Source organism: Microbacterium sp. NPDC019599, from assembly GCF_040632175.1.
Classification (GTDB): domain Bacteria; phylum Actinomycetota; class Actinomycetes; order Actinomycetales; family Microbacteriaceae; genus Microbacterium.
The window spans coordinates 44547-71469 of the sequence record NZ_JBEYBL010000001.1 but is presented as its reverse complement, the minus strand read 5'-3'; the positions used below and the strand labels follow the sequence as shown (position 1 = coordinate 71469).

27 protein-coding genes and 1 tRNA gene are annotated in these 26923 nt (G+C 71.0%); 11 read left to right on the top strand and 17 right to left on the bottom strand.

The window, feature by feature from the left end:
- Positions 1-43: 43 nt before the first annotated feature.
- Both ABZ477_RS00315 and ABZ477_RS00310 read left to right on the top strand, forming a co-directional pair.
- Positions 44-1333: a crosslink repair DNA glycosylase YcaQ family protein gene (locus ABZ477_RS00315; RefSeq protein WP_360126124.1), complete on the top strand. Its 1290-nt coding sequence runs from the start codon at positions 44-46 to the stop codon at positions 1331-1333.
- The gene (locus tag ABZ477_RS00310) at positions 1330-2241 is read left to right on the top strand and encodes a hypothetical protein (protein WP_360126121.1); all 912 of its coding nucleotides are present in this window, start codon (positions 1330-1332) and stop codon (positions 2239-2241) included. Before ABZ477_RS00315 ends, ABZ477_RS00310 begins: the two co-directional genes overlap by 4 nt.
- Before the next feature lie 33 nt (positions 2242-2274).
- Here the strand turns inward: ABZ477_RS00310 and ABZ477_RS00305 are convergent, their stop codons facing one another.
- The 12 genes from ABZ477_RS00305 to ABZ477_RS00250 form a co-directional block, all read right to left on the bottom strand.
- Positions 2275-2844, bottom strand: coding sequence for a LemA family protein (locus ABZ477_RS00305; protein WP_360126118.1), 570 nt, complete (start codon positions 2842-2844; stop codon positions 2275-2277).
- A 59-nt stretch (positions 2845-2903) separates the two neighbouring features.
- Positions 2904-4217, bottom strand: a complete 1314-nt coding sequence (locus tag ABZ477_RS00300; RefSeq protein WP_360126115.1) for a D-arabinono-1,4-lactone oxidase — start codon at positions 4215-4217, stop codon at positions 2904-2906.
- Complete coding sequence (locus ABZ477_RS00295) at positions 4214-5449, bottom strand: amino acid deaminase/aldolase (protein WP_360126112.1); 1236 nt, start codon at positions 5447-5449, stop codon at positions 4214-4216. The genes ABZ477_RS00300 and ABZ477_RS00295 overlap by 4 nt, the downstream gene beginning before the upstream one ends.
- Positions 5450-5661: 212 nt before the next feature.
- A tRNA-Leu gene (locus tag ABZ477_RS00290) sits at positions 5662-5735 on the bottom strand.
- 169 nt (positions 5736-5904) lie between these two features.
- On the bottom strand, positions 5905-7305 hold the full coding sequence (locus tag ABZ477_RS00285; protein WP_360127861.1) for an FAD-dependent oxidoreductase: 1401 nt from the start codon (positions 7303-7305) through the stop codon (positions 5905-5907).
- Positions 7306-7351: 46 nt separating this feature from the next.
- Entirely contained in the window at positions 7352-8881 is a 1530-nt protein-coding gene (locus ABZ477_RS00280) for a S8 family serine peptidase (RefSeq protein ID WP_360126109.1), read from the bottom strand.
- The gene (locus ABZ477_RS00275) at positions 8878-9396 is read right to left on the bottom strand and encodes a DUF501 domain-containing protein (protein WP_360126106.1); all 519 of its coding nucleotides are present in this window, start codon (positions 9394-9396) and stop codon (positions 8878-8880) included. Before ABZ477_RS00275 ends, ABZ477_RS00280 begins: the two co-directional genes overlap by 4 nt.
- Positions 9397-9434: 38 nt before the next feature.
- On the bottom strand, positions 9435-9980 hold the full coding sequence (locus tag ABZ477_RS00270) for a septum formation initiator family protein (RefSeq protein WP_360126103.1): 546 nt from the start codon (positions 9978-9980) through the stop codon (positions 9435-9437).
- Positions 9981-10011: 31 nt separating this feature from the next.
- Positions 10012-11292: a phosphopyruvate hydratase gene (eno, locus tag ABZ477_RS00265; RefSeq protein ID WP_360126100.1), complete on the bottom strand. Its 1281-nt coding sequence runs from the start codon at positions 11290-11292 to the stop codon at positions 10012-10014.
- Between the two features lie 112 nt (positions 11293-11404).
- Positions 11405-12073, bottom strand: a complete 669-nt coding sequence (locus ABZ477_RS00260; protein WP_360126097.1) for an O-methyltransferase — start codon at positions 12071-12073, stop codon at positions 11405-11407.
- Positions 12074-12105: 32 nt separating this feature from the next.
- Complete coding sequence (locus ABZ477_RS00255) at positions 12106-13131, bottom strand: DUF1648 domain-containing protein (protein WP_360126094.1); 1026 nt, start codon at positions 13129-13131, stop codon at positions 12106-12108.
- The gene (locus tag ABZ477_RS00250; protein ID WP_360126091.1) at positions 13121-13477 is read right to left on the bottom strand and encodes a GntR family transcriptional regulator; all 357 of its coding nucleotides are present in this window, start codon (positions 13475-13477) and stop codon (positions 13121-13123) included. Before ABZ477_RS00250 ends, ABZ477_RS00255 begins: the two co-directional genes overlap by 11 nt.
- Before the next feature lie 189 nt (positions 13478-13666).
- Here ABZ477_RS00250 and ABZ477_RS00245 point away from each other — a divergent pair, with 189 nt between their 5' ends.
- Both ABZ477_RS00245 and ABZ477_RS00240 read left to right on the top strand, forming a co-directional pair.
- Positions 13667-14134 carry a DUF4442 domain-containing protein gene (locus ABZ477_RS00245; RefSeq protein ID WP_360126088.1) on the top strand — a complete coding sequence of 156 codons (468 nt, stop codon included), beginning with the start codon at positions 13667-13669 and terminating at the stop codon, positions 14132-14134.
- 105 nt (positions 14135-14239) lie between these two features.
- Entirely contained in the window at positions 14240-15484 is a 1245-nt protein-coding gene (locus ABZ477_RS00240) for an APC family permease (RefSeq protein ID WP_360126085.1), read from the top strand.
- On the opposite strand, the gene hisS is transcribed toward ABZ477_RS00240, so the two are convergent.
- The 3 genes from hisS to ABZ477_RS00225 all read right to left on the bottom strand — a co-directional run bounded on the left by hisS (position 15468) and on the right by ABZ477_RS00225 (position 18746).
- Entirely contained in the window at positions 15468-16724 is a 1257-nt protein-coding gene (gene hisS / locus ABZ477_RS00235) for a histidine--tRNA ligase (RefSeq protein ID WP_360127858.1), read from the bottom strand. The genes ABZ477_RS00240 and hisS overlap by 17 nt on opposite strands.
- Positions 16725-16914: 190 nt before the next feature.
- Positions 16915-17586 (bottom strand): MazG family protein, encoded by a 672-nt coding sequence (locus ABZ477_RS00230; RefSeq protein ID WP_360126082.1) that lies wholly within the window; start codon positions 17584-17586, stop codon positions 16915-16917.
- Positions 17583-18746: a Na+/H+ antiporter NhaA gene (locus tag ABZ477_RS00225; RefSeq protein WP_360126079.1), complete on the bottom strand. Its 1164-nt coding sequence runs from the start codon at positions 18744-18746 to the stop codon at positions 17583-17585. The genes ABZ477_RS00230 and ABZ477_RS00225 overlap by 4 nt, the downstream gene beginning before the upstream one ends.
- A gap of 83 nt (positions 18747-18829) precedes the next feature.
- Between ABZ477_RS00225 and ABZ477_RS00220 the strand changes: the two genes are divergently transcribed.
- Together ABZ477_RS00220 and ABZ477_RS00215 are read left to right on the top strand one after the other, a co-directional pair.
- Positions 18830-21505 (top strand): phosphoenolpyruvate carboxylase, encoded by a 2676-nt coding sequence (locus tag ABZ477_RS00220; RefSeq protein WP_360126076.1) that lies wholly within the window; start codon positions 18830-18832, stop codon positions 21503-21505.
- A gap of 50 nt (positions 21506-21555) precedes the next feature.
- Positions 21556-21744: a hypothetical protein gene (locus ABZ477_RS00215; protein WP_360126073.1), complete on the top strand. Its 189-nt coding sequence runs from the start codon at positions 21556-21558 to the stop codon at positions 21742-21744.
- Between the two features lie 27 nt (positions 21745-21771).
- Here ABZ477_RS00215 and ABZ477_RS00210 read toward each other — a convergent pair whose 3' ends face one another.
- The gene (locus ABZ477_RS00210) at positions 21772-22371 is read right to left on the bottom strand and encodes a gamma carbonic anhydrase family protein (protein WP_360127855.1); all 600 of its coding nucleotides are present in this window, start codon (positions 22369-22371) and stop codon (positions 21772-21774) included.
- Positions 22372-22516: 145 nt separating this feature from the next.
- Between ABZ477_RS00210 and gdhA the strand changes: the two genes are divergently transcribed.
- The 4 genes from gdhA to ABZ477_RS00190 all read left to right on the top strand — a co-directional run bounded on the left by gdhA (position 22517) and on the right by ABZ477_RS00190 (position 24996).
- Complete coding sequence (gdhA, locus tag ABZ477_RS00205; RefSeq protein WP_360127853.1) at positions 22517-23854, top strand: NADP-specific glutamate dehydrogenase; 1338 nt, start codon at positions 22517-22519, stop codon at positions 23852-23854.
- 143 nt (positions 23855-23997) lie between these two features.
- Entirely contained in the window at positions 23998-24324 is a 327-nt protein-coding gene (locus ABZ477_RS00200; protein WP_360126070.1) for a PadR family transcriptional regulator, read from the top strand.
- Entirely contained in the window at positions 24321-24677 is a 357-nt protein-coding gene (locus ABZ477_RS00195) for a DUF1048 domain-containing protein (protein ID WP_360126067.1), read from the top strand. The genes ABZ477_RS00200 and ABZ477_RS00195 overlap by 4 nt, the downstream gene beginning before the upstream one ends.
- 1 nt (position 24678) lies before the next feature.
- Positions 24679-24996, top strand: coding sequence for a DUF1048 domain-containing protein (locus tag ABZ477_RS00190; RefSeq protein ID WP_360126064.1), 318 nt, complete (start codon positions 24679-24681; stop codon positions 24994-24996).
- Positions 24997-25051: 55 nt separating this feature from the next.
- On the opposite strand, the gene ABZ477_RS00185 is transcribed toward ABZ477_RS00190, so the two are convergent.
- Positions 25052-25285, bottom strand: coding sequence for a hypothetical protein (locus ABZ477_RS00185; RefSeq protein WP_360126061.1), 234 nt, complete (start codon positions 25283-25285; stop codon positions 25052-25054).
- 208 nt (positions 25286-25493) lie between these two features.
- On the opposite strand from ABZ477_RS00185, the gene ABZ477_RS00180 reads away from it, so the two are divergent.
- On the top strand, positions 25494-26921 hold the full coding sequence (locus ABZ477_RS00180; protein ID WP_360126058.1) for a DUF222 domain-containing protein: 1428 nt from the start codon (positions 25494-25496) through the stop codon (positions 26919-26921).
- Positions 26922-26923: the final 2 nt, after the last annotated feature.

Below are 26923 nucleotides of genomic sequence, written 5' to 3'. Positions count from 1 at the left end.
CCCTTCGCGGTGCGGTGTCGGATGCCGTGGCTAGGCTGGCCGGGTGAAGCAGACGCTGAGCGGACCCGAGGCACGGAGGATCGCCCTCGCGGCGCAGGGGTTCGCGCGGGCGAGACCGGCCGCCGCCGGCACGCGGCAGCTCAACCTCGCGATGAGCCGCATGGGCACGCTCCAGATCGACTCGGTGAACGTCTTCGCGCGGTCGCACTACATGCCCCTCTTCTCCCGCGTCGGCGCGTACGACACCGCCGACCTCGATCGCCTTCTCTTCGCGCGCAGGCCGGCGTACGTCGAGTACTGGGCGCACGTCGCGGCGTTCATCCCCGCGATGGACTGGGGTCTGTTCCGCTTCCGCATGGACGAGATGCGCGAGCGCTACACCGCGCGCGGCGACGGATGGTTCACCGCGAACCGCGAGATCGTCGACTGGGTGCGGGCCGAGCTCGCCGCGCGCGGGCCGCTGCGCCCTGCCGAGATCGAGCACGACGCGAAAGAGGCCCGCAAAGGACCGTGGTGGGACTGGGACGTCGTCAAGCAGGCCCTCGAGCACCTGTGGGTCGTCGGCGAGGTCGCGATCGCCGGCCGTCGCGGCTTCGAGCGGCGCTACGGCCTCGCGGAGCACGTCATCCCCGCCGAAGGGCTCGCGCCCGTCGCTCGCGAGGACGCGATCCGCGAGCTCGTCCGCCGAGCCGGCGCCGCGTACGGCGTCGCGACGGCCTCGGACATCGCCGACTACTGGCGGATCCGCGATCGCCGCGCCCTCCTCTCGGCGATCGCCGACCTCGAGGACAGCGGCGAGCTCCAGCCCGTCCAGGTCGCGGGGTGGACGTCGGCGGGCCGGCCCGCGAAGGCGTGGGTGCACAAGGATGCGGCACTCCCCCGCCGTGTCGACGCCGCGGCGCTGCTCACCCCGTTCGATCCCGTCGTCTGGTTCCGCGATCGCGCAGAGCGGCTCTTCGACTTCGAGTACCGCATCGAGATCTACACGCCGGCACCGCAGCGCCGGTTCGGGTACTACTCGCTGCCGATCCTCGTCGGCGACGACATCGTCGGCCGGGTCGATCTCAAGGCCGACCGCGCCGCCTCGACGCTCCTCGTCCAGTCGGCGTGGTGGGAGCACGGCAGACCGGCGGATGCCGCAGCCCGCCTCGCCGACGAGCTGCGGCTCGCAGCTCGCTGGCAGCAGCTCGAGAGCATCTCGGTCTCGCGCTGGGGCGACGCGGTCGAGGACCTCGCGGACGTCATGCCCGAGGCCGCGCGCCACGACGGCCGATCACCGGAGCCCGTCGAACTCGCGCCGGACGAACCCGACGACCTGGCGGCCACCGCGTGAGACGCACCCTCGTCATCGGCCTCGTGATCGTCGCCGCTGCGGCCGTCGCGGCGGGGACCGTCTGGTGGCTCTTCTCGCGGCCGCCCGGCCCCGATGCGACGGCCCAGGCGTTCCTCGACGCCCTCGAGGAGGGCGACGGCGTGGCTGCTCTGGCCCTGACGGAGGAGCCGCCCGGCCCCGATGTCGACCGCGCTGAAGCCCTCGCGGGTGCCGAGGAGCACATCGCAGAGGCGACAGTGGAGGCCGTCGATTCGGTCGAGGGCGGCGCGGCGCGCGCCACCGTCACGTTCACGCTCGACGGTGAGGAGCAGACGGCGTCATTCGGACTCGTCGAACGCGAGGGCGCGTGGACGGTCGCGGCGGACGCGTTCGGACTCATGGCCGCGACGACGACGATCGGCGACTCCGTGTCGGCCGGGGGCGTCGTGATGCCGGCGGGTGAGGATGTCGCGCTGCTGCCCGCCGCGTACGTCGTCGCCGCGAGCCCGGCGGGCATCGTCGCGGGGTCCGCCTCGGCCATGGTGCTGCCCGGCGGGACGAGTGAGGCTGCCATCGAGGCATCCGTCTCACCCGAGGCCGTGGACCTGGCCCAGGAGCAGCTCGACGCCTACGCCGCGGCATGCGCCGCGCCGGGCGATGCTGTCCCCGCGCACTGCGGGCTGAAGGTGCCGTGGGGGGCCGACCTCGCGACGCTCGACGCCATCGCGTTCCGCATCGGGGCGCTGCCGCAGGTGGCGCTCGCATCCGATCTGACGAGCTTCGCCGCGACGGCGGGAGATGTCGTCGCGACCGCCACGGGGATCACACGCGAAGGCGCGACGGCCTCGTTCACCTATCGCGCGGACGACTGGGCGCTGCGCGGTACGGTCATCCTCACGCCCGAGGGGATGCGACTCCAGGTCGATTGATCGACCCGGCACACCCCGGGGATCCGGCTCGACTCAGAACTGCACCCGCGGCGGCTCGGAGATCGCGGCTCCGTCGACGACCTCGAAGAACTCGCGCTCGTGGAAGCCGAGATTGCGGGCGAACATGTTGTTCGGGAACACCTTGATCTTGGTGTTGAGCTCCCGCACGCCGCCGTTGTAGAAGCGGCGCGACGCCTGGATCTTGTCCTCCGTGTCGACGATCGACTGCTGGAGCTGCAGGAAGTTCTGGCTCGCCTGCAGCTGCGGATACGCCTCGGCGACCGCGAAGAGCGACTTGAGCGCCTGCTGCATATGGCCCTCGGCGACACCGGCTTCGGCGGGGCCTCCCGCCGACAGCGTCTCGGCCCGGGCGCGCGTGACGTTCTCGAACACGGCCTTCTCGTGCGCCGCATAGCCCTTGACCGCTTCGATGAGGTTCGGCAGCAGATCGGCTCTGCGCTTGAGTTGGACGGTGATGTCGCTCCACGCCTCGTCCACGCGCACGTTCAGCGCCACGAGCGAGTTGTACGTCGCCCACAGGTAGATGCCGACGACGAGGACGAGCGCCACGATGATGATGACAGGGATCAGCCACTCCCACATAAGCGACATCCTAGCCATCGCGTGGCCTCCGACATCGAGGCTGGGGATGACTCCCAGGCTCACTCGCCGAGGACCCGCGCGAGGTAGTCGTTCTGGAAGCGACGCTCCGGGTCGAGGCGGTCGCGCAGCGCGACGAAGTCGTCGAACTTCGCGTAGCGCTCGCGCAGGATCGAGGCATCCAGCGTGTGCATCTTGCCCCAGTGCGGGCGTCCGCCGAACGACAGCATGATCTGCTCGACAGCCTCGAAGTACTCGGCCGGATCTTCGCGCCAGTAGCGGTGCACGGCGATGTAGCCGGATGCCCGGCCGTACGCGGTCGACATCCACAGGTCGTCGGCCGCCGCGAACCGCACCTCGACCGGGAACTCGATCCTCCAGCGCCGCTCCTCGATCAGCGCGCGCATGGCCTCGAAGGCGGGCCGGACGTTCTCGGCGGGCAGCGCGTACTCCATCTCACGGAACCGCACCGTGCGACGCGTCGTGAAGACGTTCGTGGACAGGTCCGTGAACTCGCGATCCCCCCACAGTCGCGTGGAGAGGCGGTTGATCGGCGGAATCGTCGCCGGCACGAGGTGGGCCACGTCGCAGGCGACCCGGTGCAGGCCGCTCCCGACGAGCACGTCGTCGACCCACTGACCCAGGCGCGGGAGCGGATGAAGCACAGCATCGCCGGGAAGGCGCGTGTTCGTCTTCGTGATCGCCACGTCGGTGTGCGGGAACCAGTAGAACTCGAAATGGTCGGTCTTCTCGACGCGCTCGTCGAGGTCGGCGAGCACCTCGCCGAGGGGCTCGGGGCGATCGACGGCGTGCATGACGAAGGCGGGGACGCATTGCAGCGTCACGTCGACGAGCACGCCGAGCGCGCCGAGACCCGGCGCGACGGCGGGCAGGAGTTCGCTGTTCTGCGTCTCGTCGATCGTGAGCAGATCACCGGATGCTGTCACCAGCGTCGCGCCGACCACCTGTGTCGCGATCCCGCCGTACCGCGCGCCCGTGCCGTGCGTGCCGGTGGAGATGGCTCCCGAGATCGACTGCCGGTCGATGTCGCCGAGGTTCTGCATCGCGAGTCCGAACGGCGCGAGGAGCCGCGGGACCTGGTGCAGGCGGGTGCCGGCGAGCAGCCGCACGCGCGAGCGCTCCTGGTCGACCGCGACGACGCCGCTCAGGTCCTCCAGCTCGAGCAGGACGTCGGGGGCCACCGCGATGCCGCTGAAGCTGTGCCCCGCGCCGATCGGCTTGACGCGCATGCCCGCGCGGCCGGCGGCCTCGACCGCCCGCTGCACGGCCTCGATCGAGGCCGGTCGCTCGACGAGCCGCGGTCGCACCGCCTCGGAGCGCCCCCAGTTCTGCCATGTGCCGCCGATGCGTGTCACAGGAACGTCTTCCCTTCACCTCGATAGGTCGGCGTCTCGCCGACGAGCCGGTCTCCGTCGACAAGCCGGAACTTCTCCACGCGCTCGGACAGCTCGCCGCTCTTCGCATGGCGGAACCACACGCGGTCGCCGATGCGCAGCCCGCGCGCGGCCTCGCCGCGCAGCGGCGTCTGCACCTCGCCGGACCCCTCGCGCGGCATGGTCGACAGGCCCTGCGGCCACACGGGCGACGGCTGTCGGGACGCGAGCGGTGGACCGGACGCGATCCAGCCGCCGCCGAGGACCGTCGCGATGTCGCGCGCGGGCTTGCGCACGACCTCGAGGGCGAACGCGGCCGCCGGCGCGGGGTCGAACGCGCGGTAGCCGTCGAAGAGGTGACCGGCCAGCAGCCCGCTGCCCGCCGTGAGCTCGGTGACTGACCGGTCGGATGCTGTCAGCTCGAGCGACCCGGTTCCGCCGCCGTTGACGAACTCGAGCGGGGCGAGGCGGCTCACGGCCTCGACGATCGCCGTGCGGCGCTCGAGGAGTTCGGCGCCGGAGCGGCGCTGCATCCAGCGGATGACGGCATCCCCGAAACCCGTCGCGTCGCCCTGACCGGCGATCTGCGCCTCGTACATCATGAGGCCCACGAGGCGGAAGCCCGGGCGGTCGACGATGAGCCGCGCGAGGTTCGCGACCTCGGCGGGCTCGTGCACGGGCGAGCGGTGGACGCCGATGTGACCGAGGCCCGGCGCCCGCCACGAGGCGTCGGCGTCGATCGCGACGCGGATCGTCGCGCGCCTGCTCGGCGGGAACAGGTCGTCGACGAGGTCGAGCTGAGCGATGTCGTCGACCATGAGCGTCACGCGGGACGCGGCGACGTCGTCCTTCGCGAGCAGGCGGAGGGCGGTGCGGTCCGCGCTCGGATAGCCGACGACGACGTCGTCGTGCGTCTCGGCGAGCCACAGCGCCTCGGGCAGCGTGAAGGCCAGAATGCCGGCATAGCCGGGGAGCGCGAGCGTCGCATCGATGAGCTCGCGCACGCGGACGGACTTGCTCGCGACGCGGATGGGCACTCCCCCGGCGCGGACGGCCATGTCGAGGGCGTTGTAGCGCAGGGCCGGGACGCTGACGGCGGCGACGGGGCCCGACACGTCGGCGACGGCGGCCGTCATGGCCTGCCAGTACCGGGCGGGTTCGGCCCACAGCGGCGCCTCGGTCGGCTGGGGTCCGGCCAGTAGGTCGAGGGTCATCTCGGTCGTCCTCTCGCGCGCTCCATCGGCACGCAACGATCAAGCCTAAGGCCCGTCCAGACCGCGAAACGACGCAGGCCTCGGGAGGGTGCGCTGATACCGCGTCGCGAGGCGGATGGGACTGGGTTCCAGTGTTGGGATCGGTGCCCCGCTGGGATTCGTCCCCATCGCCACTCCACGCGCCGCGCGAAGGTTCCGGCGGCACCAAGCCGTGCCCCCGCTGGGATTCGAACCCAGACTGCGGCGAGTTTAAGTCGCCTGCCTCTGCCGGTTGGGCTACGGGGGCGGTCCGCCGCGGGCGGCCGTGTCCACCTTAGCCGGGCGAGATCACGGGACGCCCGGCATCGGACCCCTCCTGGGCGAGCGGCCCGCGCCGTCTGGGCAGAACTGCTCCGGCGCATACGCCGACGGGACAGGATGCCTCACAGCATCCTGTCCCGTCGGGAAGCCCTGTCTCAGCGCGAGGCAGCCACCGCTGCAGGCTCGACCGGGGCCGCAGCCGGCTTCGGCTCGACCGCGGGTGCGACGGGCTGCGGCGGGCGCGGCCGCGCCGCGAACTCCTCGAAGACGTAACGGGGGTTCTGCACCGTCTGCAGGTTGACCATGTCGCGGCGGAGCCAGAAGTTGTTCCACCAGCCCCACAGCACGCGCCACTTGCGCTCCCACGACGGCATGGCCAGGCCGTGGTAGCCGCGGTGCGCGAGCCACGCGATCCAGCCCTTGAGCGCGATGTTGCCGGACTGGAACACACCGACCCACAGACCGAGGCCTGCGACGGCGCCGAGGTTCTTGTGGTGGTACTCGCGCGGCACCTCGTCGCGGAGGACGGCGACGAGGTTCTTCGCGAGGAGCTTCGCCTGACGCACGGCGTGCTGCGCGTTGGGGACGCAGTAGCCGCCGACTCCGCCGCCGGACAGGTCGGGCACGGCCGAGACGTCACCGGCGGCCCAGGCGCCCTCGACGACCTCTTCGTCGGTGCCGACGCGGAGGTCGGCGCGCGTGCGGATGCGACCGCGCTCTTCGACGGGAAGGTCGCCGCCACGCACGACGGTCGGGTTGGCCATGACGCCCGCGGTCCAGATGATGAGATCGCTGGGGATGGTCTCGCCGGTCGACAGCTCGATGTTGCCGTCGACGGCACCCGTGACCTGGGTCTCTAGGTGCACGTAGGCGCCCCGCTGGGCGAGGTTCTTGAGGACCCATTCGCTCGTCTTGAGCGACACCTCGGGCATGATGCGGCCCATCGCCTCGATGAGGTGGAAGTGCGTGTCCTCGAACGTCAGCTGGGGGTAGCTCTCGACGAGCGACGAGGCGAGCGAGCGGAGCTCGGCGAACACCTCGATGCCCGCGAACCCGCCGCCCACGACGACGACCGTCAGCAGGCGGTCGCGCTCGGGGCCGGGAGGAAGGGTCGCGGCACGGTCGAAGTTCGACATGAGGCGGTCGCGGATCGCCACGGCCTCCTCGATCGTCTTGAGGCCGATCGCGTTGTCGGCGATGCCCGGGATCGGGAACGTGCGCGAGACGGCGCCCGCCGTCACGACGATCTGGTCGTACTCGAACTCGTACGGCTCGCCCAGCTCCGGCGTGATCGTGGCGACCTTCTGGGCGTGGTTGATGCCCGTGACCTTCGCGGCGACGACCGTCGTCTTCTTGAGGTGACGGCGCAGGGCGACGACCGCGTGGCGCGCCTCGATCGAGCCGGCAGCAACCTCGGGGAGGAACGGCTGGTAGGTCATGTACGGCAGCGGGTCGACGATCGTGACCTCGGCCTCGCCCTTGCGGAGATGCTTCTCGAGCTTCCAGGCCGTGTAGAAGCCGGCGTAGCCGCCTCCCACGATCAGGATCTTGGGCACAGTGCTGTTCGCGGTGCTGGACACGGTGTGAGGAACTCCTCGCAGGTCAACGGCTCGGCGAGCCGGAAGTGCGCGCCGATCGGATGCGTCGGACAGCAGCAGTGACGCCGAGCGCCACCAGTATAGCCGTGACGGTGAGGGCCCCGAGCGGGAGCGTCCCGTACAGCAGGGTGTCGGTCGACGGCAGGAGCGGCGAGGCGGGCCGGGTCGCAGCATCCGCCGGTGGAAGGGGTTCGACGGCGACGGGAGTGACCGTGGGCTCAGAGGCGGGACCGGCGTCGGCGCGGCGGTAGACCCGGATCCACTCCTCGAGGCTCCCCATGGGATTCTCGGAGACGGTCGGGACGGACTGCGTCACGGCGGCGGCGGCATCGACGAGCCCGTACCCGTACAGCGGGTCCGGAACGGCGGTCGCGGCGGCCGCGGGGTGCGCCGTGCGGATGATCCGGTTGATGACGTTGGCAGCGTCGAGCTCGGGGTGCGCCGCTCGCACGAGCGCCGCGACGCCGGCGACGATGGGTGCCGCACCGCTCGTGCCGTTCCACAGGACGAGGCTGCCATCCGCCGAGACGCCGACGAGGTCCTCGCTGGGCGCCGAGACCCCGATCGTGATGCCCTGCGTCGAGGCTTCGAGGCTCGCCCGTCCCTGCGGATCCACCCCGGCGACCGTCAGGACGCCCGGGATCGTCGCCGGCGCGCCGACGCGCGTCGTGCCGCTCCCCCGGTTGCCCGCCGCCACGACGACGACGACATCGTGCTCGAAGGCGTAGAGGAACGCGTCGTCCCAGCTCTCGTCCCAGTCCGATGTGTTGGTCGTGAGCGAGAGGTTGATGACGTCCGCCCCGTTGTCGACGGCCCAGCGCATCGCCTCGGCGATCTGGTCGGTGAACGGGACCGACGTGCCCGAGCCGAAGCCGACCGACACCGCGAGCAGCTCGGCCTCCGGTGCGACGCCGATCATGCCCGTGTCAGCGCCCGTGCCCCGGCCTGCCGCGAGCGAGGCGACCCAGCTGCCGTGGTTCGCGTCGACGGCCCCGACCGGCGCGCGGCCGTCGGGAGACCCCTGGCCCGAGACATCCGTCCCGCCCACGACGGCGCCGTCGAGCTCGACGGGTCCGCGGCCGATGCCCGTGTCGATGATCGCGATGCGGACGCCCGCGCCCCGTGTCGTCTCCCACGCCGTGCGGATGCCGTAGTCATCGAGCCAGTACTCGGCGGCGCGCACAGGGTCCTCGTCGGGCTCGGCTTCGGGCTCGACGTCCGGCTCGGCAGCCGCGGGGAGGGATGCTGCGCCCGCGGCCGCGACGGCGGATTCGGCGACAGCGGGTCCGGGCTGGGCGGCAACGGCTTCGCCCTCGGCGGCCGGGGCTGCGGGCTCGGCGGCGCCGGCTCCGGGCTCGGCAGCGCCGACTCCGGGCTCCGCGGCGCCGACTCCGGGCTCCGCGGCGCCGACTCGGGGCTCGTCGGATGCGACGATGAGACCAGCCGGCTCGGCGCCGGCGGGCGCGACGGCGAGGCCCCCCACGAGGAGACCCGCGAGCGCGAAGCCCAGCGAGGCGACGAGGACGCGCTTCACCCGGCTGCCCCCGGCTGAGCGCACACGCAGCGGTCGGGCGACCACGTCGACAGGGCGAGCGCGCGATCGCCGATGGGGTTGACGCCGGGTCCTGCGGCCAGGGAGTGGGCCGCGAGGGCGTGCAGGCACTTGACGCGCGTGGGCATGCCGCCCGCCGAGATGCCCTCGATCTCCTCGACCTCGCCGAACTGCGCACGGTCGCGGAGGTACGCCTCGTGGGCCGCGGCGTAGGCGGCGGCGATCTCCTCGTCCTCCGCGAGCTCTTCGCCGAGGGCGCGCATCGTGTGATCGGCCTCGAGGGCGGACATCGCCGCTGTCGCGCCCGGGTGCGTCAGGTAGTAGAAGGTCGGGAACGGGGTCCCGTCCGGGAGGCGCGGGGAGGTCGCTGCGACCGTCGGATTGCCGCACACGCACCGCGCCGCGATGCCGACCACGCCGCGCGCAGGCCGTCCGAGCTGGTCGCGCATGACCGCGAGATCGGCGTCGCTGACGGGCGGGAAAGGCGGCGTGGTCACCGCAGAAGGCTACCGTCGGTCGCTGGGACGCCGCTGGGTCAGCCGGTCGCCGGCGTTTCGGCGGGCGTCTCCGAGGGCGCTTGGTCGGGCACGCCGATCGAGGGCGCCCGCACAGTCTGGGCGAGCCCCGCCGCAGTGACAGAGCGCACGAGCTGCGACATCCAGTCGGTGCGCGTCTCCTGCAAGTCCTCGCTCACGGGCGTCTCCTCCTGCGGCACCTGCGCCGCCGGGAGGTCGTTGTCGACGAGGTAGACCACCTCGCCGGGCTTGACGTAGTAGAGCCGCTCTCGCGCCTGCGTCGTGATGAAGGCCGGGTCGGTCCAGCGGTCGCGCTCCGCCTCGAGGTCGGCGACCTGCTCCTGACTGAGCTCGACCGCCGCGACGAGCGCCGCGATCTGCTGCCGCTGGTCGACGTACCGGCCGATCGTCGGCACGAGCACGAAGGCGGCCAGCACGACGAGCCCGAGCATGATGACCATGAACCCGGACAGCCGGATTCCGCCGAGCCACCCGCGCACGTCGACGGGCCGTCGTTCGCGGACGGGCGGGCGGGTGCGAGAAGGGGGAGCCGTTCTCTGCGTCACGGCTCCCCCTCTCTGTCAGCGTCTCAGCGCATCAGCCCTTGTAGCGGGGGAATGCTCCGCGGCCCGCGAACACCGCGGCGTCGCCGAGCTCTTCCTCGATGCGCAGAAGCTGATTGTATTTCGCGACGCGCTCGCTGCGGGCGGGCGCGCCGGTCTTGATCTGACCCGCGTTGACCGCGACGGCGAGATCGGCGATCGTCGTGTCCTCCGTCTCGCCCGAGCGGTGCGACAGCATCGAGCGATAGCCGTTCTGCGTCGCGAGCGCGATCGCGTCGAGGGTCTCTGACAGCGTGCCGATCTGGTTTACCTTGACGAGCAGGGCGTTGGCGACGCCGAGGTCGATGCCCTTCTGCAGGCGGACCGGGTTGGTGACGAAGAGGTCGTCGCCGACGAGCTGCACCTTCTTGCCGATCTTCTCGGTGAGGGCGCCCCACGCCTCCCAGTCGTCCTCGGCGAGGGCGTCCTCGATCGTGACGACCGGGAAGTTCGCGACGAGGTCGGCGAAGTAGTCGGTCAGCTGCTCGGCCGACCACGCCTTCCCCTCGACGGTGTAGACGCCGTCCTTGAAGAACTCGGTCGCGGCGACGTCCAGGCCCACTGAGATGTCGGTGCCGGGCGTGAACCCGGCCTTCTCGATCGCCTTGATGAGGAAGTCGAGGCCCTCGCGGTTGTTCGGGAGGTCGGGCGCGAAGCCGCCCTCGTCGCCGAGGCCCGTCGCGAAGCCGGCCGACTTCAGCTCACCCTTGAGGACGTGGTAGACCTCGGTGCCCCAGCGCAGCGACTCGGCGTACGTCTCGGCGCCGATGGGCGCGAGGAAGTACTCCTGGAAGTCGATGCCGTTGTCGGCGTGCTCGCCGCCGTTGATGACGTTGAAGAGCGGCACGGGCAGGACGTGCGCGTTGGGTCCGCCGAGGTAGCGGAACAGCGGGAGGTCGGCCGAGTCGGCGGCGGCCTTGGCGACCGCGAGCGAGATGCCGAGGATGGCGTTCGCACCCGTGCGCGACTTGTTCTCGGTGCCGTCGGTCTCGATGAGGATCTCGTCGATGATGCGCTGCTCGCTGGCTTCGACGCCTTCGATCGCGGGGCCGAGCTCGTCGATCACGGCAGCGACGGCCTTGAGGACGCCCTTGCCGCCGTAACGCGACTTGTCGCCGTCGCGAAGCTCGTACGCCTCGAAGGCGCCGGTGGACGCGCCTGAGGGGACAGCCGCACGCTGCACGGTTCCGTCGTCGAGGAGCACCTCCACTTCGACGGTCGGGTTGCCGCGCGAGTCGAGGATCTCGCGCGCGTTGACTGCCTCGATAAGTGCCACGGAGGACTCCTAGGTTTGTGGAGGTTTGGATCGCGGAGCGTCGTCGGTCCGCCCCCGAGTCTAGTGATGACGGATGCCGCGACCACAGGCCATCCCTCGGTGAGAACGACCGCTACACCACGACGGCGATCGCGACGCCGTCCCACCCCTTGGCATCGAGGGTCTGCAGCGCCGTCGCGTCGAAGCGCGGATCGCGTCCCAGGAGCTCGAGCCCCCGCTGCGTGCCGATGACGTTGGGCTCCATCGCCGCGGGATCGGCGACCCGCCCGGCCCGGCCGACGTTGTCGACGACCACGACCGTCCCGGGGTGCCCGAGCTTCGCGGCCCAGTCGATGTAGATCGTGTTCGACTCCTTGTCGGCGTCGATGAAGACAAGGTCGAAAGGTTCGTCCTCCACGAGCGTCGGGAGGACCTCCGCGCCGAATCCCACGCGGATCTCGACCTTGTCGCCGACGCCCGCGCGATCGAGGTTCGCTCGTGCGATCTCGGCGTTGTGCGGCTCGGCTTCGATCGTGACGACCCTTCCGTCCTCGGGGATGCCGCGCGCCAGCCAGATCGTCGAGTACGCGCCGAGCGTCCCGATCTCGAGCACGCGGCGGGCACCGGAGATGCGCGCCAGGAGATGGAGGAGCTTGCCGTTGACGGGCGCCACTTCGATCGCGGGCAGCCCTGCGGCGCGCTGATCGGCGACCGCCGCCTCGAGGGCGGGGTCAGGTCCCACCAGGGTCGCCGCGAAGTACGCGTCGACGCGCTGCCATTCGTCCTGGGTCGGGTCGGTCATGCGGCTCAGCCAACCCGCGGCCGGGGCGCTCGTCAAGCCTTCCGCGGCGTCGAGTGGGCATCGGATCGCGCCCGCTCGGCGAGCGCCTCCAGCAGCGCGGCCCCCGTCGCGGCGTCATCGACCGTCACGACGGTCCGGCGTCCGTTCGCTCGCGACACCTCGATGGCCTCGCCCGTCCGCAGCACGATCCCGAAGCGACCGGGCGCGAGCCGGATCCCCCAGCCGCCGAACTCGCCCATGGGATCGACCGCGACGGCGACGGCGCGCGACACGTCGGCCAGCGGCACGCGGAAGCGCGGGAACCCCAGGATGGAGCGCACCTCCAGCCCCGCGTCGTCGACCCGCACGTGGAAGGCGACCGTCGTGGCGGCCAGGACGACGAGGAGGACCGCGGCGAGCGTCAGGACCCACACCGTGACGGCGGGCGCCCCGGCGAGGTAGACCGCGACGGCGCCCACGACGACCGCGATCGCACCCAGGGCGATCCCCGCGGCGGCTCCCCGACCGACCGACGTGGTGCGCATCCAGACCGCGCGCTCCCCCGGGCGCAGCGCGATCGGCGTGCCGGGGAGCGCCGCGGGCGCGGGCTGCCGGACGTGCGGCTGGAGGAACCACCCGGCTGCTCCGGCGAGCGCCCCGGCGCCGAGGCCGCCGACGAGGGCCGGCCACACGGTCGGCGCGTCCGTCGCGTCGGCGAGGCCCACCTGCATCAGAAGCGACCACGTCAGCAGCGCCGCGCCGAAGGCGCTGAGCCCGAGCGCCGTGGCACCCATGAAGCGGTAGGTCGGCCCACCGTCCCCCCGGCGGAGGCCGGGAAGGCTAGTCAGCGCGAGCAGCGCCGGAAGGGCGCCCGCGATCAGGAGCGTCATGACGGGGTAGAGCCACGGGGACGCGAAGCCGTCGGCCTGCCCGAGCGCGTTCCAGTGGACGGCGACGGGATCGGGCAGCTGCGGCAGCGCCACGAGCTGCACGAGGCTCGCGACGACCGTGATGACGGCGGGCAGCACGAGCGCCACGAGCACGAAGCGGGCGAGGGCGGGCGAGCGGTCAGTGGTCATCGGCGGTCTCCTTCACGAGGGCGGCGAGGGTGTCGGGGGAAAGTCCGAGGCGACGGGCCTTCGCGGCGAGGGCCACGACGTCGTCGCGCAGCTCGGCGAGGGGGGCCGCGGCATCCGTCACCGTCGCTCCCCTGCCGCGGCGCATGTCGACGAGGCCCTCGTCGCGCAGGTCCTGGTACGCCCGCAGCACGGTGTGCAGGTTGACGCCCAACGCGCGTGCGACGTCGCGCGCCGTCGGCAGCCGATCGCCGGGGCCGAGCCGCCCCGCCGCGAGATCAGCACGGACGGATGCCGCGATCTGCGCGAAGATCGCGGCATCGCTCTGCGGGTCCAGTCGAATCAGCACACGATGATTCTATAACAACTAGAACAGTTGACCGCTGCGCCCCGCAGGCCGACAGGCATGTCCGCTCGAGGTCGACGTCTCGACACGCTCGACGATCGCGAGGCCGGGACCGGGACCGGGACCGGGACGACTGTCGGACACGTACAACCGAGATGCGCGGCATCCGCTCCCCTTGGCACACTGGCGCGCATGCGCATGACGCCTCGACGACTCGCCCTCGGCATGAGCCTGTGGATTCCGAACCTCTTCAGCGGCATCCGGGTGAGGCGGTTCTCGGACGACTGGACACGGGCGACCGTCGAGCTGCACGTCAACGTCCTCACCCGCAACTACGTCAAGACGGCGTTCGGCGGATCGATGTCGGCCATGACGGACCCGTACTTCTTCATGCTCGTGATGCACCAGCTCGGCCGCGATTACGTCGTGTGGGACACGCGCGGCGAGATCGAGTTCGTCAAGCCCGGACGCGGCGTGCTGACGGCGCACTTCGAGGTGCCCCGCGAGAAGGCGCAGGAGCTGCGCGAGCGCGCCCGCGGCGGTGCGCGCGTGCTCGAGTGGTTCGAGACCGAGATCATGGACCGCGACGGCGACGTCGTGGCGCGCGTGCGCCGCGAGGTGTACGTGCGCGAGAAGAAGCGCGTGACGCAGGCCGCATAGCAGACGGTTAACGCACGGTTGCGCGAGACTTCACAAACGGGGGCGTCGCCCGGCGTGTCGGGCCCCGCTTGTGAAGTCTCGCGGAGGGGTGGCTAGGTTCGACGCGTGAACCTCGTGCGGCGGCTCGGACTCGGCGACGCCGTGTTCATCGGGCTCGGCTCGATGATCGGCGCCGGTGTGTTCTCGGCCTTCTCGCCCGCGGCCGCCGCGGCAGGCGCCGGGCTGCTCGTGGGCCTCGCGCTCGCCGCTGTCGTCGCGTTCGGCAATGCGATGTCCTCCGCACAGCTCGCCGCCGTGCACCCGACGTCGGGCGGCACGTACGCCTACGGCCGGGCGGAGCTGGGGCCCTGGTGGGGGTTCGTCGCCGGCTGGGGGTTCGTGATCGGCAAGACGGCGAGCTGCGCCGCGATGGCGCTGACCTTCGCCGCGTACGCCGCGCCGCCCGGGTGGGAGCGACCCGTCGCGATCGTCGCCGTCGCCGCGCTCGTGACGGTGAATCTGTTCGGCGTGACGCGCACGGCACAGCTCACGCGCGTCATCGTCGTCGTGGTGCTGCTGACGCTCGCGGTCGCGGTCACGGCGAGCCTGTCGGCACCAGACTCCGCCGACTGGCTCAGCGCCGAGGGCCTCACCGCCGGCGGGTGGTACGGCATCCTGCAGTCCGCCGGCCTGCTCTTCTTCGCGTTCGCCGGCTACGCCCGGATCGCGACGATGGGCGAGGAGGTGCGCGATCCCGCGAGGACGATCCCCCGCGCGATCGTCCTCGCCTTCACGGGCGCGCTCGTCGTCTACGCCGCCGTCGCCGTCGCGGTGCTTGCGGCGCTCGGCCCCGACCAGGTCGCCGCATCGAGCGAGCCCGTCGCGGCGGCGGTCGCGGCATCCGGCTGGTCCTGGGCGGAGCCCGTCGTGCGCATCGGCGCGGCGTTCGCGTCGCTCGGCGCGCTGCTCGCCCTCATCGCCGGCATCGGCCGCACGACGTTCGCGATGGCGCGCGAAGGCGACCTGCCGCGATACCTCGCGGCGGTGCATCCGCGACGACACGTCCCGCACCGGGCCGAGCTGACGCTCGGCGCGATCGTCGTCGTGCTGGTCGCGCTCGTGGATCTGCGCGGTGCGATCGGGTTCTCGTCGTTCGGCGTGCTGCTGTACTACCTCGTCGCCGACGTCGCGGCCTTCCGCCAGCGCGGCGATGCTCGCCGCTATCCGCGGTGGCTGCAGGTCGTGGGAGGCGTGGGGTGCGGCATCCTGTCGATCACCCTGCCGTGGCAGAGCGTCGTCGCAGGGATCGCGATCGTCGCGATCGGCGTCGTCTACCGCGCCCTGCGCCTGCGGCTCACGAGAGCTGCTTGACCTCGAGCGCGTCGCGCGTCGCGCCGGCTGAGACCGTCGCGAACGACGTGTAGCCGTCGGATGCTGCGCGCTCCAGGAGCGGCTTGAGGTTCTTGGTGCGCTGCTCGAGCCGCACGCGCGAGCCCTCCGCGACGAGGGCGGCCTTGAGGGCGAGCAGTTCGCCGACCGGGACGTCGCGGTCGTGCACGAGGACGATCGCGGCCGCGCCGTGGGCATCGGCGGCCTCGACGAGGTCGACGATGCGCTCGAAGCCGATCGAGAAGCCGACGGCCGGCACCTCCTGGCCGAGGAACCGACCGATCATGCCGTCGTAGCGTCCGCCGCCGCCGAGCGAGTACGAGACCGACGGATGCGCGAGCTCGAAGATCGTGCCGGTGTAATACCCCATCCCGCGCACGAGGAACGGGTCGAACACGAGCGGCACATCGACCTCGGCACGCGACGCCGCGACGGCCTCGCCGATGCCGACGAGGTGGGCGACGACGTCGTGGGGCGCTCCTTGCGGCAGCGCCTTGCGGATCTGGCGCTCGCCGTACGGGTTGTACTCGAGCGTCACGGGCCGGGTCAGGAACGCCTCGAAGGCGTCGACCGCCGCGGGGGTCGCGCCGCGGCGGCGCAGCTCGGCGGCGACGCCGTCGGGTCCGATCTTGTCGAGCTTGTCGACCGTGATGAGGACTCCGGGGCGCTCGTCCTGCGTGAAGCCGAAGCTCTCGAGCATCCAGTCCAGGGCGCGCCGGTCGTTGATCCGGACGCTTCCGCCCTCGAGCCCGAGGGCGTCGACCGTGTCGAGGGTCGCCACGACGAGCTCGGCCTCGGCGCGTGCCGAGGCATCCCCGATGATGTCGATGTCGCACTGCACGAACTGGCGGTACCGGCCCTTCTGCGGCCGCTCCGCGCGCCACACGGGGGCGATCTGGATCGACCGGAAGACGGTCGGCAGGCTGGCGCGGTTGCTCGCATAGAACCGCGCGAGCGGCACCGTGAGGTCGTAGCGCAGGCCGAGGTCGGTCAGCGCCGACTGGTCGTCGGCCGCCGCGCGGACGGCATCCGCATCCATACCGCGCTTGAGGATGTTGAACGCGAGCTTCTCGTTGTCGCCGCCGATCCCGGAGTGCAGGCGCGCATACTCCTCGACGACGGGCGTCTCGATCTCGTCGAAGCCGTGCACGCGATAGCGCTCGCGGATGACGGCGAGCACGCGCTCGCGCCGGGCCTTGTCTGCGGGGAGGAAGTCGCGCATGCCGCGCGGCGGGTTCACGGATGCCACGGCACTATCTTTTCAGGTCGACAGGACGGGTCACGCCTGCCTGGGCCCTCCAGCTCGGGATGACGTAACCCGGTCGTTGAGCGAGCGGAGCGAGACGAAACGCACCGAGCCTTCGTGAATCGTCGGTCCGGGGCGTTTCGTCTCGGTCGCTTCGCTCCCTCGCTCAACGACCGGGTGTGGGATCCGCCTCCGCGGAGCGGATGCTGCGCTCGAGGCTGCGGAGACGCTCGCGCAGCGCGCGCTCGGCGTCCCAGCCGTTCGCGCGCGCCGCCGCGACGAGCGCGAGGAGCGCGTCGCCGAGCTCTGCCTCCGAGGTCGGCACGGGGTTCGACCCCTCGACAAGCTCGGGGATCGAGGTCGGGTCGGGGGCGCTGACCGAGGCGGCCTTGCCGACGAGCTTCTGGGCGAGCGCGAGCGAGGGCATGTGGGGTGACACGCCGTCGAGGACGCTCGTGCGGGTGCGCTTCTCGGCGGCCTTGGCGGCGTTCCAGTGCACGAGCACCTCCTCCGGCGTCGTGGCGACAGCATCCCCGAAGACATGCGGATGCCGGCGCACCATCTTCTCCGTCAGCCCGCGTGCGACGTCGTCGATGTCGAACGGGTCGTCCAGGTCGCGCGAGGCGATCTCGGAGTGGAACAGGACCTGCCACAGCAGGTCCCCGAGCTCTTCGCGCAGGTCGGCTCGCGTGCCGTCCTCGACGGCGTCGATGAGCTCGGCGCTCTCCTCGACGAGGTAGGGCACGAGCGCCCGGTGGTCGATCTGCTGTGTCCACACGCAGCGGTCGCGGACGGCGCGCATCGTGTCGGCGGCCTCGCGGAGCGGATCGGTGGTCATGACTCCTCCTTCGCGGTCAGCGCGAGTCTGCGGTGATGCCGGGCGCGCCATGCCACGACGGTCGACGCCAGGACCGCCGCGATGAGCGACCCCGCGAGGACGCCGAGGATCGCCTGGTCGCGGATCGCCTCCTCGGTCGCGAAGGCGAGATTCGCCAGCAGCAGTGAGACGGTGAAGCCGATCCCCCCGAGCGCACCGGCCGCGAGGAGGTCGCCGAACGCCAGCTTCGGATGATCCGGGGATGCCGCGAAGAGCCGCTGACCGAGCCAGCCGACCCCCGCGATCCCGATGAGCTTTCCGACGGGGAGTGCGATGAGGATCGCCCAGAACACGATGGAGAAGCCCGAGCCCGGGGCCGGGATCGGGACCAGCGCCGCCGTGAACGCGAACAGCGGCAGGACCACGCCGTTGACCCAGGGCTCGAGCACGTGCCGCGTCAGCAGGGCGGGGCTCTGCGCCATCGCCAGCCCGAGGAGCACGCCCGCGATCGTCGCGTGGACACCCGACAGGAGGATGAAGATCCACGTCGCGACCCCGAGCACGACGAGCGCCGCGGCGATCCACCATCGCGCGCGCAGGTGCAGGAGGCGGCTCAGGGCGCCGAAGAGAGCCGTCGTGACGAGGCCGGCTGCCAGCATCCCGAACTGCAGATCGCTTGCGAAGAGGACGGCGATGAAGATGATGCCGACGATGTCGTCGAGGATCGCGAGGGCGAGCAGGAAGATCCGGACGTTCGACGGAAGACCTCGGCCGAAGACTGCCAGCACGCCCAATGCGAAGGCGATGTCGGTCGCGGTGGGAATGGGCCAGCCTTCTTCGAATCCGCTCCCCGCAGCGACGATCAGGTAGATCCCGATCGGAACGATGACGCCGCCCGCGGCCGCGAGGGCGGGCTGCAGGGCCCGCCGCGCGCTGCGAAGCTCGCCGCGGGTCAGCTCGAACTGCAGCTCGATGGAGACCACGAAGAAGAAGAGCACCAGGAGCCCGTCCGACACCCAGTGGGTGAGCGACAGGTCCACGCCTGTGCCGGGGACCGCCAGGTGGACGTGCGAGAACTCGACGACGTCATGGCCGATGGGCGAATTGGCGATGATGAGACCCGCGGCGGCCGCGATGAGCAGCAGGATCGCGGGGAACCGGGCAGAGCGCAGCAGCTTCACGGAACCTCCGACAGCGATGCTAGCGAGCGCGCTCGGCGTCACACGTGACGAGTCGGAAACACCGCGGCGTTACCGTTGAAGCCATGCCCGAACTCACCAGGACCGAGGCCATCGACCTCGTCGGACGGTACGAAGCAGGCCAGGAGATCCCGGAGCGGATGCGTGCCGACGTGCGCAGGCTCGGCGGGCTGCTGGGCCGCGTGCTCCGCGAGAGCGGCTCGCCCGGCCTGTACGACGACGTCGAGCGGCTGCGCTTCGCGACGATCCAGGCCTACACCGACGAGACGCCCGAGGCGTTCCAGCGCGCCGCCGAGATCGCCGACTCGTTCACGATCGAGCGCGCCGACGAAGTGGCGCGCGCCTTCACGGTCTACTTCCACCTCACGAACCTCATCGAGGAGCACCAGCGCGTGCGCGTGCTCCGCGAACGCGACGGTCGGCCCGAGAGGGAGGATGCCGCAGACTCCGTCGCGGCCGCGTTCGTGCGACTCTCCGCCGAGGTGGGCGACGACACCGCACTCAAGCGCCTCCAGGCGCTGCGGTTCCACCCCGTCTTCACGGCGCACCCCACGGAGGCCCGCCGCAGCGCCGTCTCGCGCAGCATCCGTCGCCTCGCCTCGCTCCTGGACGAGCTGGACACGGTCCTGCGCAACGGCGCCGACGAGCGCCGCACCGAGCGCCGCATGATCGAGGAGATCGACACGCTGTGGCGGACGGCTCCCCTGCGGCCCGAGAAGCCCTCGCCGACCGACGAAGTGAGGTCGGTCATGGAGGTCTTCGACGAGACGCTCTACACCGCGATCCCGCACGTGTACCGCCGGGTCGACGACGCCCTTCAAGGCCCCGCCGCGGGCTCGCGCGCGCCGATCGTCAAGCCGTTCGTCCGCGTCGGGTCGTGGGTGGGCGGCGATCGCGACGGCAACCCGTTCGTGACGGCCTCCATCACGCGCAAGGCCGCCAAGATCGCCAGCGAGCACGTCCTCATCGGCCTCGAGCGCACGGCGGCCCGCATCGGCCGAACGCTCACGCTCGACGCCGCGTCGACTCCCCCGAGCACGCACCTGCAGCTGCTCCTTCAGCGTCTCGTGAACGACGACGAGGTGGCGGCGGCCGAGATCGCCAAGCGGTCGCCCAACGAGCCGCACCGCCGGACGATGCTCCTCATCACGCGCAAGATCGCGGCGACGGCCCGACGCGATGCGCGGATCGCCTACACGCGCGCCGAGGACCTCGTCGCGGACCTGCGGATCGTGCAGGACTCGCTCGCGCAGGCGCATGCACCCCGTCAGGCGTACGGCCACCTGCAGCAGCTCATCTGGCAGGTGGAGACGTTCGGGTTCCATCTGACCGAGCTCGAGGTGCGCCAGCACTCCGCGGTCCACCGCAAGGCGCTCGAGAATCTCGAGGCCGGCGGCCCGCGCACGGATCAGACGCTCGAGGTGCTCGAGGTCTTCCGCAGCATCGTGGCGATCCAGCAGAAGCTCGGACCGCGCGCCGCGGGACGCTACGTCGTGTCGTTCACCCAGTCCGCTCAGGACCTCGTCAACGTGCACCGCCTCGCGGCGTACGCCGCCGAGGGCGGCGGAGCCGTGCCGGTCCTGGACGTCGTGCCGCTGTTCGAGACGTTCGCAGACCTGCAGGCCGCGCCCAGGATCCTCGCCGAGGTCATCGAGCACCCCGAGTTCCGCGACCGCCTGGAGCAGACGGATCGCCGGCTCGAGGTCATGCTCGGCTACTCCGACTCGTCGAAGGACGTCGGACCCGTCGCCGCAACGCTCGCACTGTACGAGGCGCAGGCCGCGATCTCGGCCTGGGCGCAGCAGAACGGCATCGAGCTGACGCTCTTCCACGGCCGCGGCGGCGCGCTCGGCCGCGGCGGCGGCCCCGCGAACACCGCGATCCTCGGCCAGGCGCCGCATTCTGTCGACGGCCGGTTCAAGCTCACCGAGCAGGGCGAGGTCATCTTCGCCCGGTACGGCGACCCCGCCATCGCGATGCGGCACATCGACCAGGTCGCGGCGGCGGTGCTGCTGGCGTCGGCGCCGTCGATCGAACAGCGCAACCGCGACGCCGCCGAGCGGTACGCCGAGGCGGCCGCGACGATGGACGCGGCATCCCGTGAGCGCTTCTTCTCCCTCGTCAAGGCGCCCGGGTTCGCGCCGTGGTTCGCGCAGGTCACCCCTATGGAGGAGATCGGCCTGCTCGCGCTCGGCTCGCGCCCCGCGCGGCGCGGGCTCTCGGTCGAGTCGCTCGAGGACCTCCGCGCCATCCCGTGGGTGTTCGCGTGGACGCAGGCGCGCATCAACCTCGCCGGCTGGTTCGGTCTCGGCTCGGCGCTGGAGGCCGTCGGCGACGAGGACCTGCTGCGGCGCGCGTACGACGAGTGGCCGCTGTTCCGCACCCTCATCGACAACGTCGCCATGAGCCTCGCGAAGGCCGACAGCCGCATCGCGCAGCGCTACCTCGACCTCGGCGATCGTGACGATCTCGCGCGTCTGGTCATGGGAGAGCTCGAGCTGACGCGCGACTGGGTCATCCGCGTCGCTGGCGGCGACGAGCTGCTCGAGAACCGGCCCGTGCTGCAGCGCGCCGTGAAGCTGCGCAGCCCCTACGTCGACGCGCTGTCGTTCCTGCAGCTGCGGGCGCTGCGCGGACTGCGGGATGCCGCGGCGACGGGCGCGCCCGCCGATCCCGACCTGCAACGGCTCCTCCTGCTGTCGGTCAGCGGCGTTGCGGCGGGCCTGCAGAACACCGGCTGACATGCGAGTCGCTCCTGGCCCCCGCGGAGCCCCGGCGTACCGTGGGGGCCATGGTCAGGACGTGGGAGGACGGCGCGGTCGCCGTCGAGACGTGTCCCGTGTGCGCCTCGCTGGAGGTGCGCACCATCGAGCCGGACTGGTTCGCGGTCGAGCTCGAGCGGAGTGCCGAAGTGCGCGCTCAGGACGTCGGGTTCGAGATCGAGTTCGCGTGCAGGGAGTGCGGCGCGGTCTGGAGGTGACGGGATGCCGGGTCCTCCGGCATCCGCTCACCCGATCTGGACGTCGTGCGCGTGGCGCGCGAGCCCTCGCCCGTAGCGCTCCGTGAGCTGCACCATCAGGTCGGGTGTCTCGCGGTCGAGGCCGAAGACGTAGCCCGGGAAGTCGAGCTCGCGCTGCGCCGCCTGGATCTCGTCGTGGCGCTCCGGGGAGAGGATCTGGACGGGATCGCCGACGGCGACCCACCCGATCGGCACGAGGGTCTCGGGCGGCAGCACGGTGCGCAGGTGCACGACGGCGTTGATGCGGACCTCGCTGCGAACGCCGATCTTCGCGCCGTTGAAGACGCGCGTGCCGGTGGCCAGGAACACCTCGTCGGCGATCGTCGCGCCGCTGATGCTCGCCATCGGACCGACGAGCACGTGGTCGCCGATGTGCACGGGGTTGACGGAAGTCGCGCGGACGAGCGCGTTCTCCATCACGATGACGTTCTCGCCGAGCGTGATGGCACCGCCCTCGGCTGTGATGACGGCGCCGTGCAGCACTTGCGCGCCCGGCCCGATCGTGACGTCGCCGCTGATGACGGCGGTCGGAGCGACGACGGCCTCGGGATGGATCCGCGGTCGCACACCCAGGTGCTCGAACTGCATCATGCCTCCTGCGGGGTCGGTGCCAGCGTAGCGCCGCCTCGTCATCTGGGAAGACGGCTCAGGTGGCGGACATAGGCTGGAAACGGCTTCCCCCCGGCCGCTCCCCTGTACAGAAAGCTCCACCGTGACAGAGACCCTCCTTGCCGTGCCCTCCGTGGTCGACGATGTGTTCACCACCGTCCTCACCCGCAATCCCAACGAGCCCGAGTTCCAGCAGGCCGTCCACGAGGTGCTGGTCTCGATCGCGCCCGTTCTGGAGGCGCACCCCGAGTTCGTCGACGGAGGGATCGTCGAGCGCCTCGTCGAGCCCGAGCGGCAGATCCTCTTCCGCGTCCCGTGGGTCGACGACGCGGGGCGGCTGCAGGTGAACCGCGGCTTCCGCGTCCAGTTCTCGTCGGTGCTCGGCCCGTACAAGGGCGGTCTGCGCTTCCACCCCTCGGTGAACCTCTCCATCATCAAGTTCCTGGGCTTCGAGCAGATCTTCAAGAACGCCCTGACCGGCCAAGGCATCGGCGGCGCGAAGGGCGGCAGCGACTTCGACCCGCACGGGCGATCGGATGCCGAGATCATGCGGTTCTGCCAGTCGTTCATGAACGAGCTCTACCGCCACCTCGGCGAGCACACCGACGTCCCGGCCGGCGACATCGGCGTCGGCGCGCGCGAGATCGGCTACCTCTTCGGGCAGTACCGCAAGATCACGAACCGCCACGAGTCGGGCATGTTCACCGGCAAGGGCGTGCAGTGGGGCGGCGCGGAGGTCCGCACCGAGGCGACCGGCTACGGTGCGGTCTTCTTCGCCGAGGAGATGCTCGCCGTCCGCGGCGAGTCGCTCGAGGGCAAGCGTGTCTCGGTGTCGGGCTCGGGCAACGTCGCGATCTACGCGATCTCGAAGGCGTGGCAGCTCGGGGCGCTTCCGGTGACGGCATCCGACTCGTCCGGCTACGTCGTCGACGACAAGGGCATCGATGTGGACCTGCTCCGCCAGGTCAAGGAGATCGACCGCGCACGCATCAGCGAGTACGCCGCCCGCCGGCCGAGCGCGCGCTTCATCGAGGGCGCGCGGCCGTGGGATGTGCCCGTCGACATCGCCATCCCCTCGGCGACGCAGAACGACGTCGACCTCGACGACGCGCGGGCCCTCATCGGCAACGGCGTCAGCGCCGTCGCGGAGGGCGCCAACATGCCCTCGACCCCCGAGGCGGTCGCGGCCTTCCAGGAGGCGGGCGTCCTCTTCGGACCCGGCAAGGCCGCGAACGCGGGCGGCGTGGCGACGTCGGCGCTGGAGATGAGCCAGAACGCGGCGCGCCAGCGGTGGTCGTTCGACGACAGCGAGGCGAAGCTGCGCGCCATCATGAAGAACGTCCACGACTCCGCGTTCGACGCGGCGGCGCGCTACGGCCACGCCGGTGACTACGTCGTGGGCGCCAACTCGGCCGGCTTCGAGCGCGTCGCGCACGCGATGCTCGCGCAGGGCGTCATCTGACTTTCGAGGAACGGCTCGGGGCCGGAGGATCCGATGCGGATCCTCCGGCCCTTTCTTCGGCGCCTTGAACGGACCTGCCGGTACTCTGTGCTACTTTGTACCGGTACTCGGTAGCACTTTATACCGACGAGACAGGACTTGCGATGGATGACTTGACCGAGATGCTCAAGGGCACGCTCGAGGGCTGCGTGCTCGAAATCATCGCCGGGGAAGAGACCTACGGGTACGCCATCACTCGACGCCTGAACGAGCTCGGCTTCACGGACGTCGTCGAAGGGACCGTGTATACGATCCTGCTGCGGCTCGAGCGCAACCGCCTCGTCGAGGTCGCGAAGAAGCCCTCCGGCGTGGGGCCGCCCCGCAAGTTCTACGCGCTGAACGATGCGGGCCGCGCCGAGCTGGCGCGATTCTGGGCCAAGTGGCAGTACGTCACATCACGGATCGACAAGCTCAAGGAGGGCGAAGGATGAACTTCTGGGAGACCATCACCGGCAGCGATCTGACGAGGGACTGGAAGGCGTTCGAGGCGAGAGCGGGCGCTCTCCCGCCCGAGTACCGGGCCGCGTGGAGCGAGATCACGACACAGCTCTTCGCATACGGAGACTTCACCGGCCGGAACCTCACGCCGATCGCGGACAGCGCGCTCGGACTCCTCGAGGAGACCGCCGGCGACGGTCTGAGCATCGAAGAGGTGTTCGGCCACGACATCCCGGGGTTCTGCGAGGCACTCGCCGGCGGCGCGAATCGCCGCACGTACCGCGACCGGTGGCGGGCGCAGTTGAACAGGAACGTCGCGAGGCGACTCTCGCAGCTGGGAGGCTGACGTGGGCATCAACGAGATCATCGAAGGCAAGAAGCAGTGGCGTGCGCATGTCGCCCGGGTGAATGCGCTCCCGCCCGACTACCGGATCGTCTACGAGGAGATCCAGAAGTACCTCTTCAAAGTGGGACCGGTCAGCCTGACCGAGGGCACGCTCCTCGCGGACCTCGTCGACTTCTTCGAGGAGGGCGCGGCCTCCGGCAAGGGCGTACTCGAGGTCACCGGCAGCGACGTCGCCGCGTTCTGCGACGACCTCATCGGCGACACCGCCACCTACGCGGACGTCTACCAGGAGTCGCTGGGCCAAGGGCGCCAGTCGTAGCGGCGGGTGTGCGCATCTGAGGATGGGCTCCGCGGCGCGACCGCGGGGCCCATCGTCACGTCCGGCGGCGGACCGGTCCAGGGCGCGAGCGGATGCCGCGCGAAGCGACGATGATGCCGTGGACGACGAGTCCCGTCACCGCACCGAGCATCGCAGCAGGCACTCCGACCTCGATCACGGCGAACCAAGCGGTCGGCGGGTACGCGATCAGGCCGAGCACGAGTCCGACGGCAGCACCCGCAAGCGCACCGACGGACAGTCCGAGGAGCACGCGCCTCGACAGGCTCATACGAGAACTATGACTCGTGCGTCGGGGACGCGCCATCCTCGGTCGCGCGGAGTGGTCGAGATGAATGACGAAGAGTGCAGGACCGTCCTATTTCTCATTTCGAATCTTTGTACTACACTGTTTGCAGAAGCAGCGCACGTGCCCACTATGCGCTCGACCGTCGCAGAGGCCTTCTCTGCCCGTTGCGGGAGTGATCGTGGGGCACGACATGAAATCCGGCGTCCAGCCGAGTGCGTGGCCGGCTCTGGACGCGCTCGTCACTGAAGTCGTCGAGACCCGCCGGGCGACGGCCACGCTGCAAGCCCGTGAAGCACGCCTGCTCAGCGAGGCCATCGATCTCGTCGCCGACCGCGCTGCAGAACGGCGCGCGACTGGTCAACGTCTGCGCGAGAGCGATCTGCCCGCGCGCGAAGTGGCCTTCGAGCTCGCCGCAGCAATGCGTCTGAGCGATCGGACGGTCCAGGGTCGGATGAGCGACGCGGTGATGCTCGCGACCCGGCTGCCTGCGACGCTGCGCGCGTGGGAGGCCGGCGACATCGACGCCGGCCATGCGGGTGCGATCCTGGATGCCGGTTCCATGATCGACGACGACGCGGCGCGGGCGCGATTCGAGTCACTTGCTCTCGAGGCGGCCGAGACGGAGTCTCCGGCACGACTGCGTGCCGTCGCAAAGGCCATCGCTGCACGTGTCGACCCGGGCTCGGTCGAGGAGCGCATCGCGCGCAGCCAGGCAGATCGATTCGTGCGAGTCATTCCGCGAGACGACGGCATCGCGAGACTTCTCGCCGATCTGCCCGCTGTCCTCGCATACGCGATCGAAGACCGCCTCACGCAGATGGCACGCGATGTGAAGGATGCCGAGCTCTCGGCTCAGGTCACGGCGGACAGCGGCGGTGCCACGAAACTCGGAAGAGGCGACACCGATGACGTCGATCGCTCGGAACAGCCAGGCGACGTCGTGCACACCGGCCCGACCGTCACCGACGGCATAGCCGCACGGGCACGGACGATGGACCAGCTTCGTGCCGACGTCCTCGCCGATCTCCTGCTCACGGGCTCGCCCGTCGCTCACGGCGACGGCGGCGCGCTCGGCGCCATCCAGGGGCGGGTGCAAGTGACGGTCCCCGTCCTGACGCTCGCGGGAATCGATCACGAGCCGGCGCTGCTGGCAGGCCACGGTCCGATCGATGCTGCAACGGCCCGGATCCTGGCGGCCGGCGCACCGGGGTGGGATCGCGTGCTGACCGATCCGATTACCGGCGTGCCGCTCGCGGTGGACAAGTACCGGCCCGATGCCACTCTCGATCGATACCTTCGGGCGCGGGACGAACACTGTCGTGCGATGGGCTGCACGATGCCCGTGTGGCGGTGCGACACCGATCACACGAAGGATGCTGCACACGGCGGCCCGACCGAGTGCTGCAATCTCGCGCACCTGTGTCGGCATCACCACATGATCAAGCACGCCACCGCGTGGCTCGTGCGCCAGCTCGGTTGCGGCGTTCTGGAGTGGACGAGTCCGGCCGGGCGCATCTACGTCGAGCGACCGCCCGCCGCGGTCAGGTTCGTCCCGAACCACGTCTTCACGCCGAGAGCCGGAGCCTCGGTCGATGACGGCGACCCGCCGCCATTCTGACG

Bases quoted from the DNA above. Each gene is read 5' to 3' on its own strand.
- ABZ477_RS00305 (WP_360126118.1), bottom strand. From the start codon at position 2,844: ATGTGGGAGTGGCTGATCCCTGTCATCATCATCGTGGCGCTCGTCCTC.
- ABZ477_RS00295 (WP_360126112.1), bottom strand. From the start codon at position 5,449: ATGACCCTCGACCTACTGGCCGGACCCCAGCCGACCGAGGCGCCGCTG.
- ABZ477_RS00260 (WP_360126097.1), bottom strand. From the start codon at position 12,073: ATGACCGACCCGACCCAGGACGAATGGCAGCGCGTCGACGCGTACTTC.
- ABZ477_RS00255 (WP_360126094.1), bottom strand. From the start codon at position 13,131: ATGACCACTGACCGCTCGCCCGCCCTCGCCCGCTTCGTGCTCGTGGCG.
- ABZ477_RS00245 (WP_360126088.1), top strand. From the start codon at position 13,667: ATGCGCATGACGCCTCGACGACTCGCCCTCGGCATGAGCCTGTGGATT.
- hisS (WP_360127858.1), bottom strand. From the start codon at position 16,724: ATGCGCGACTTCCTCCCCGCAGACAAGGCCCGGCGCGAGCGCGTGCTC.
- ABZ477_RS00230 (WP_360126082.1), bottom strand. From the start codon at position 17,586: ATGACCACCGATCCGCTCCGCGAGGCCGCCGACACGATGCGCGCCGTC.
- ABZ477_RS00220 (WP_360126076.1), top strand. From the start codon at position 18,830: ATGCCCGAACTCACCAGGACCGAGGCCATCGACCTCGTCGGACGGTAC.
- ABZ477_RS00215 (WP_360126073.1), top strand. From the start codon at position 21,556: ATGGTCAGGACGTGGGAGGACGGCGCGGTCGCCGTCGAGACGTGTCCC.
- ABZ477_RS00210 (WP_360127855.1), bottom strand. From the start codon at position 22,371: ATGCAGTTCGAGCACCTGGGTGTGCGACCGCGGATCCATCCCGAGGCC.
- ABZ477_RS00200 (WP_360126070.1), top strand. From the start codon at position 23,998: ATGGATGACTTGACCGAGATGCTCAAGGGCACGCTCGAGGGCTGCGTG.
- ABZ477_RS00195 (WP_360126067.1), top strand. From the start codon at position 24,321: ATGAACTTCTGGGAGACCATCACCGGCAGCGATCTGACGAGGGACTGG.
- ABZ477_RS00185 (WP_360126061.1), bottom strand. From the start codon at position 25,285: ATGAGCCTGTCGAGGCGCGTGCTCCTCGGACTGTCCGTCGGTGCGCTT.
- ABZ477_RS00180 (WP_360126058.1), top strand. From the start codon at position 25,494: ATGAAATCCGGCGTCCAGCCGAGTGCGTGGCCGGCTCTGGACGCGCTC.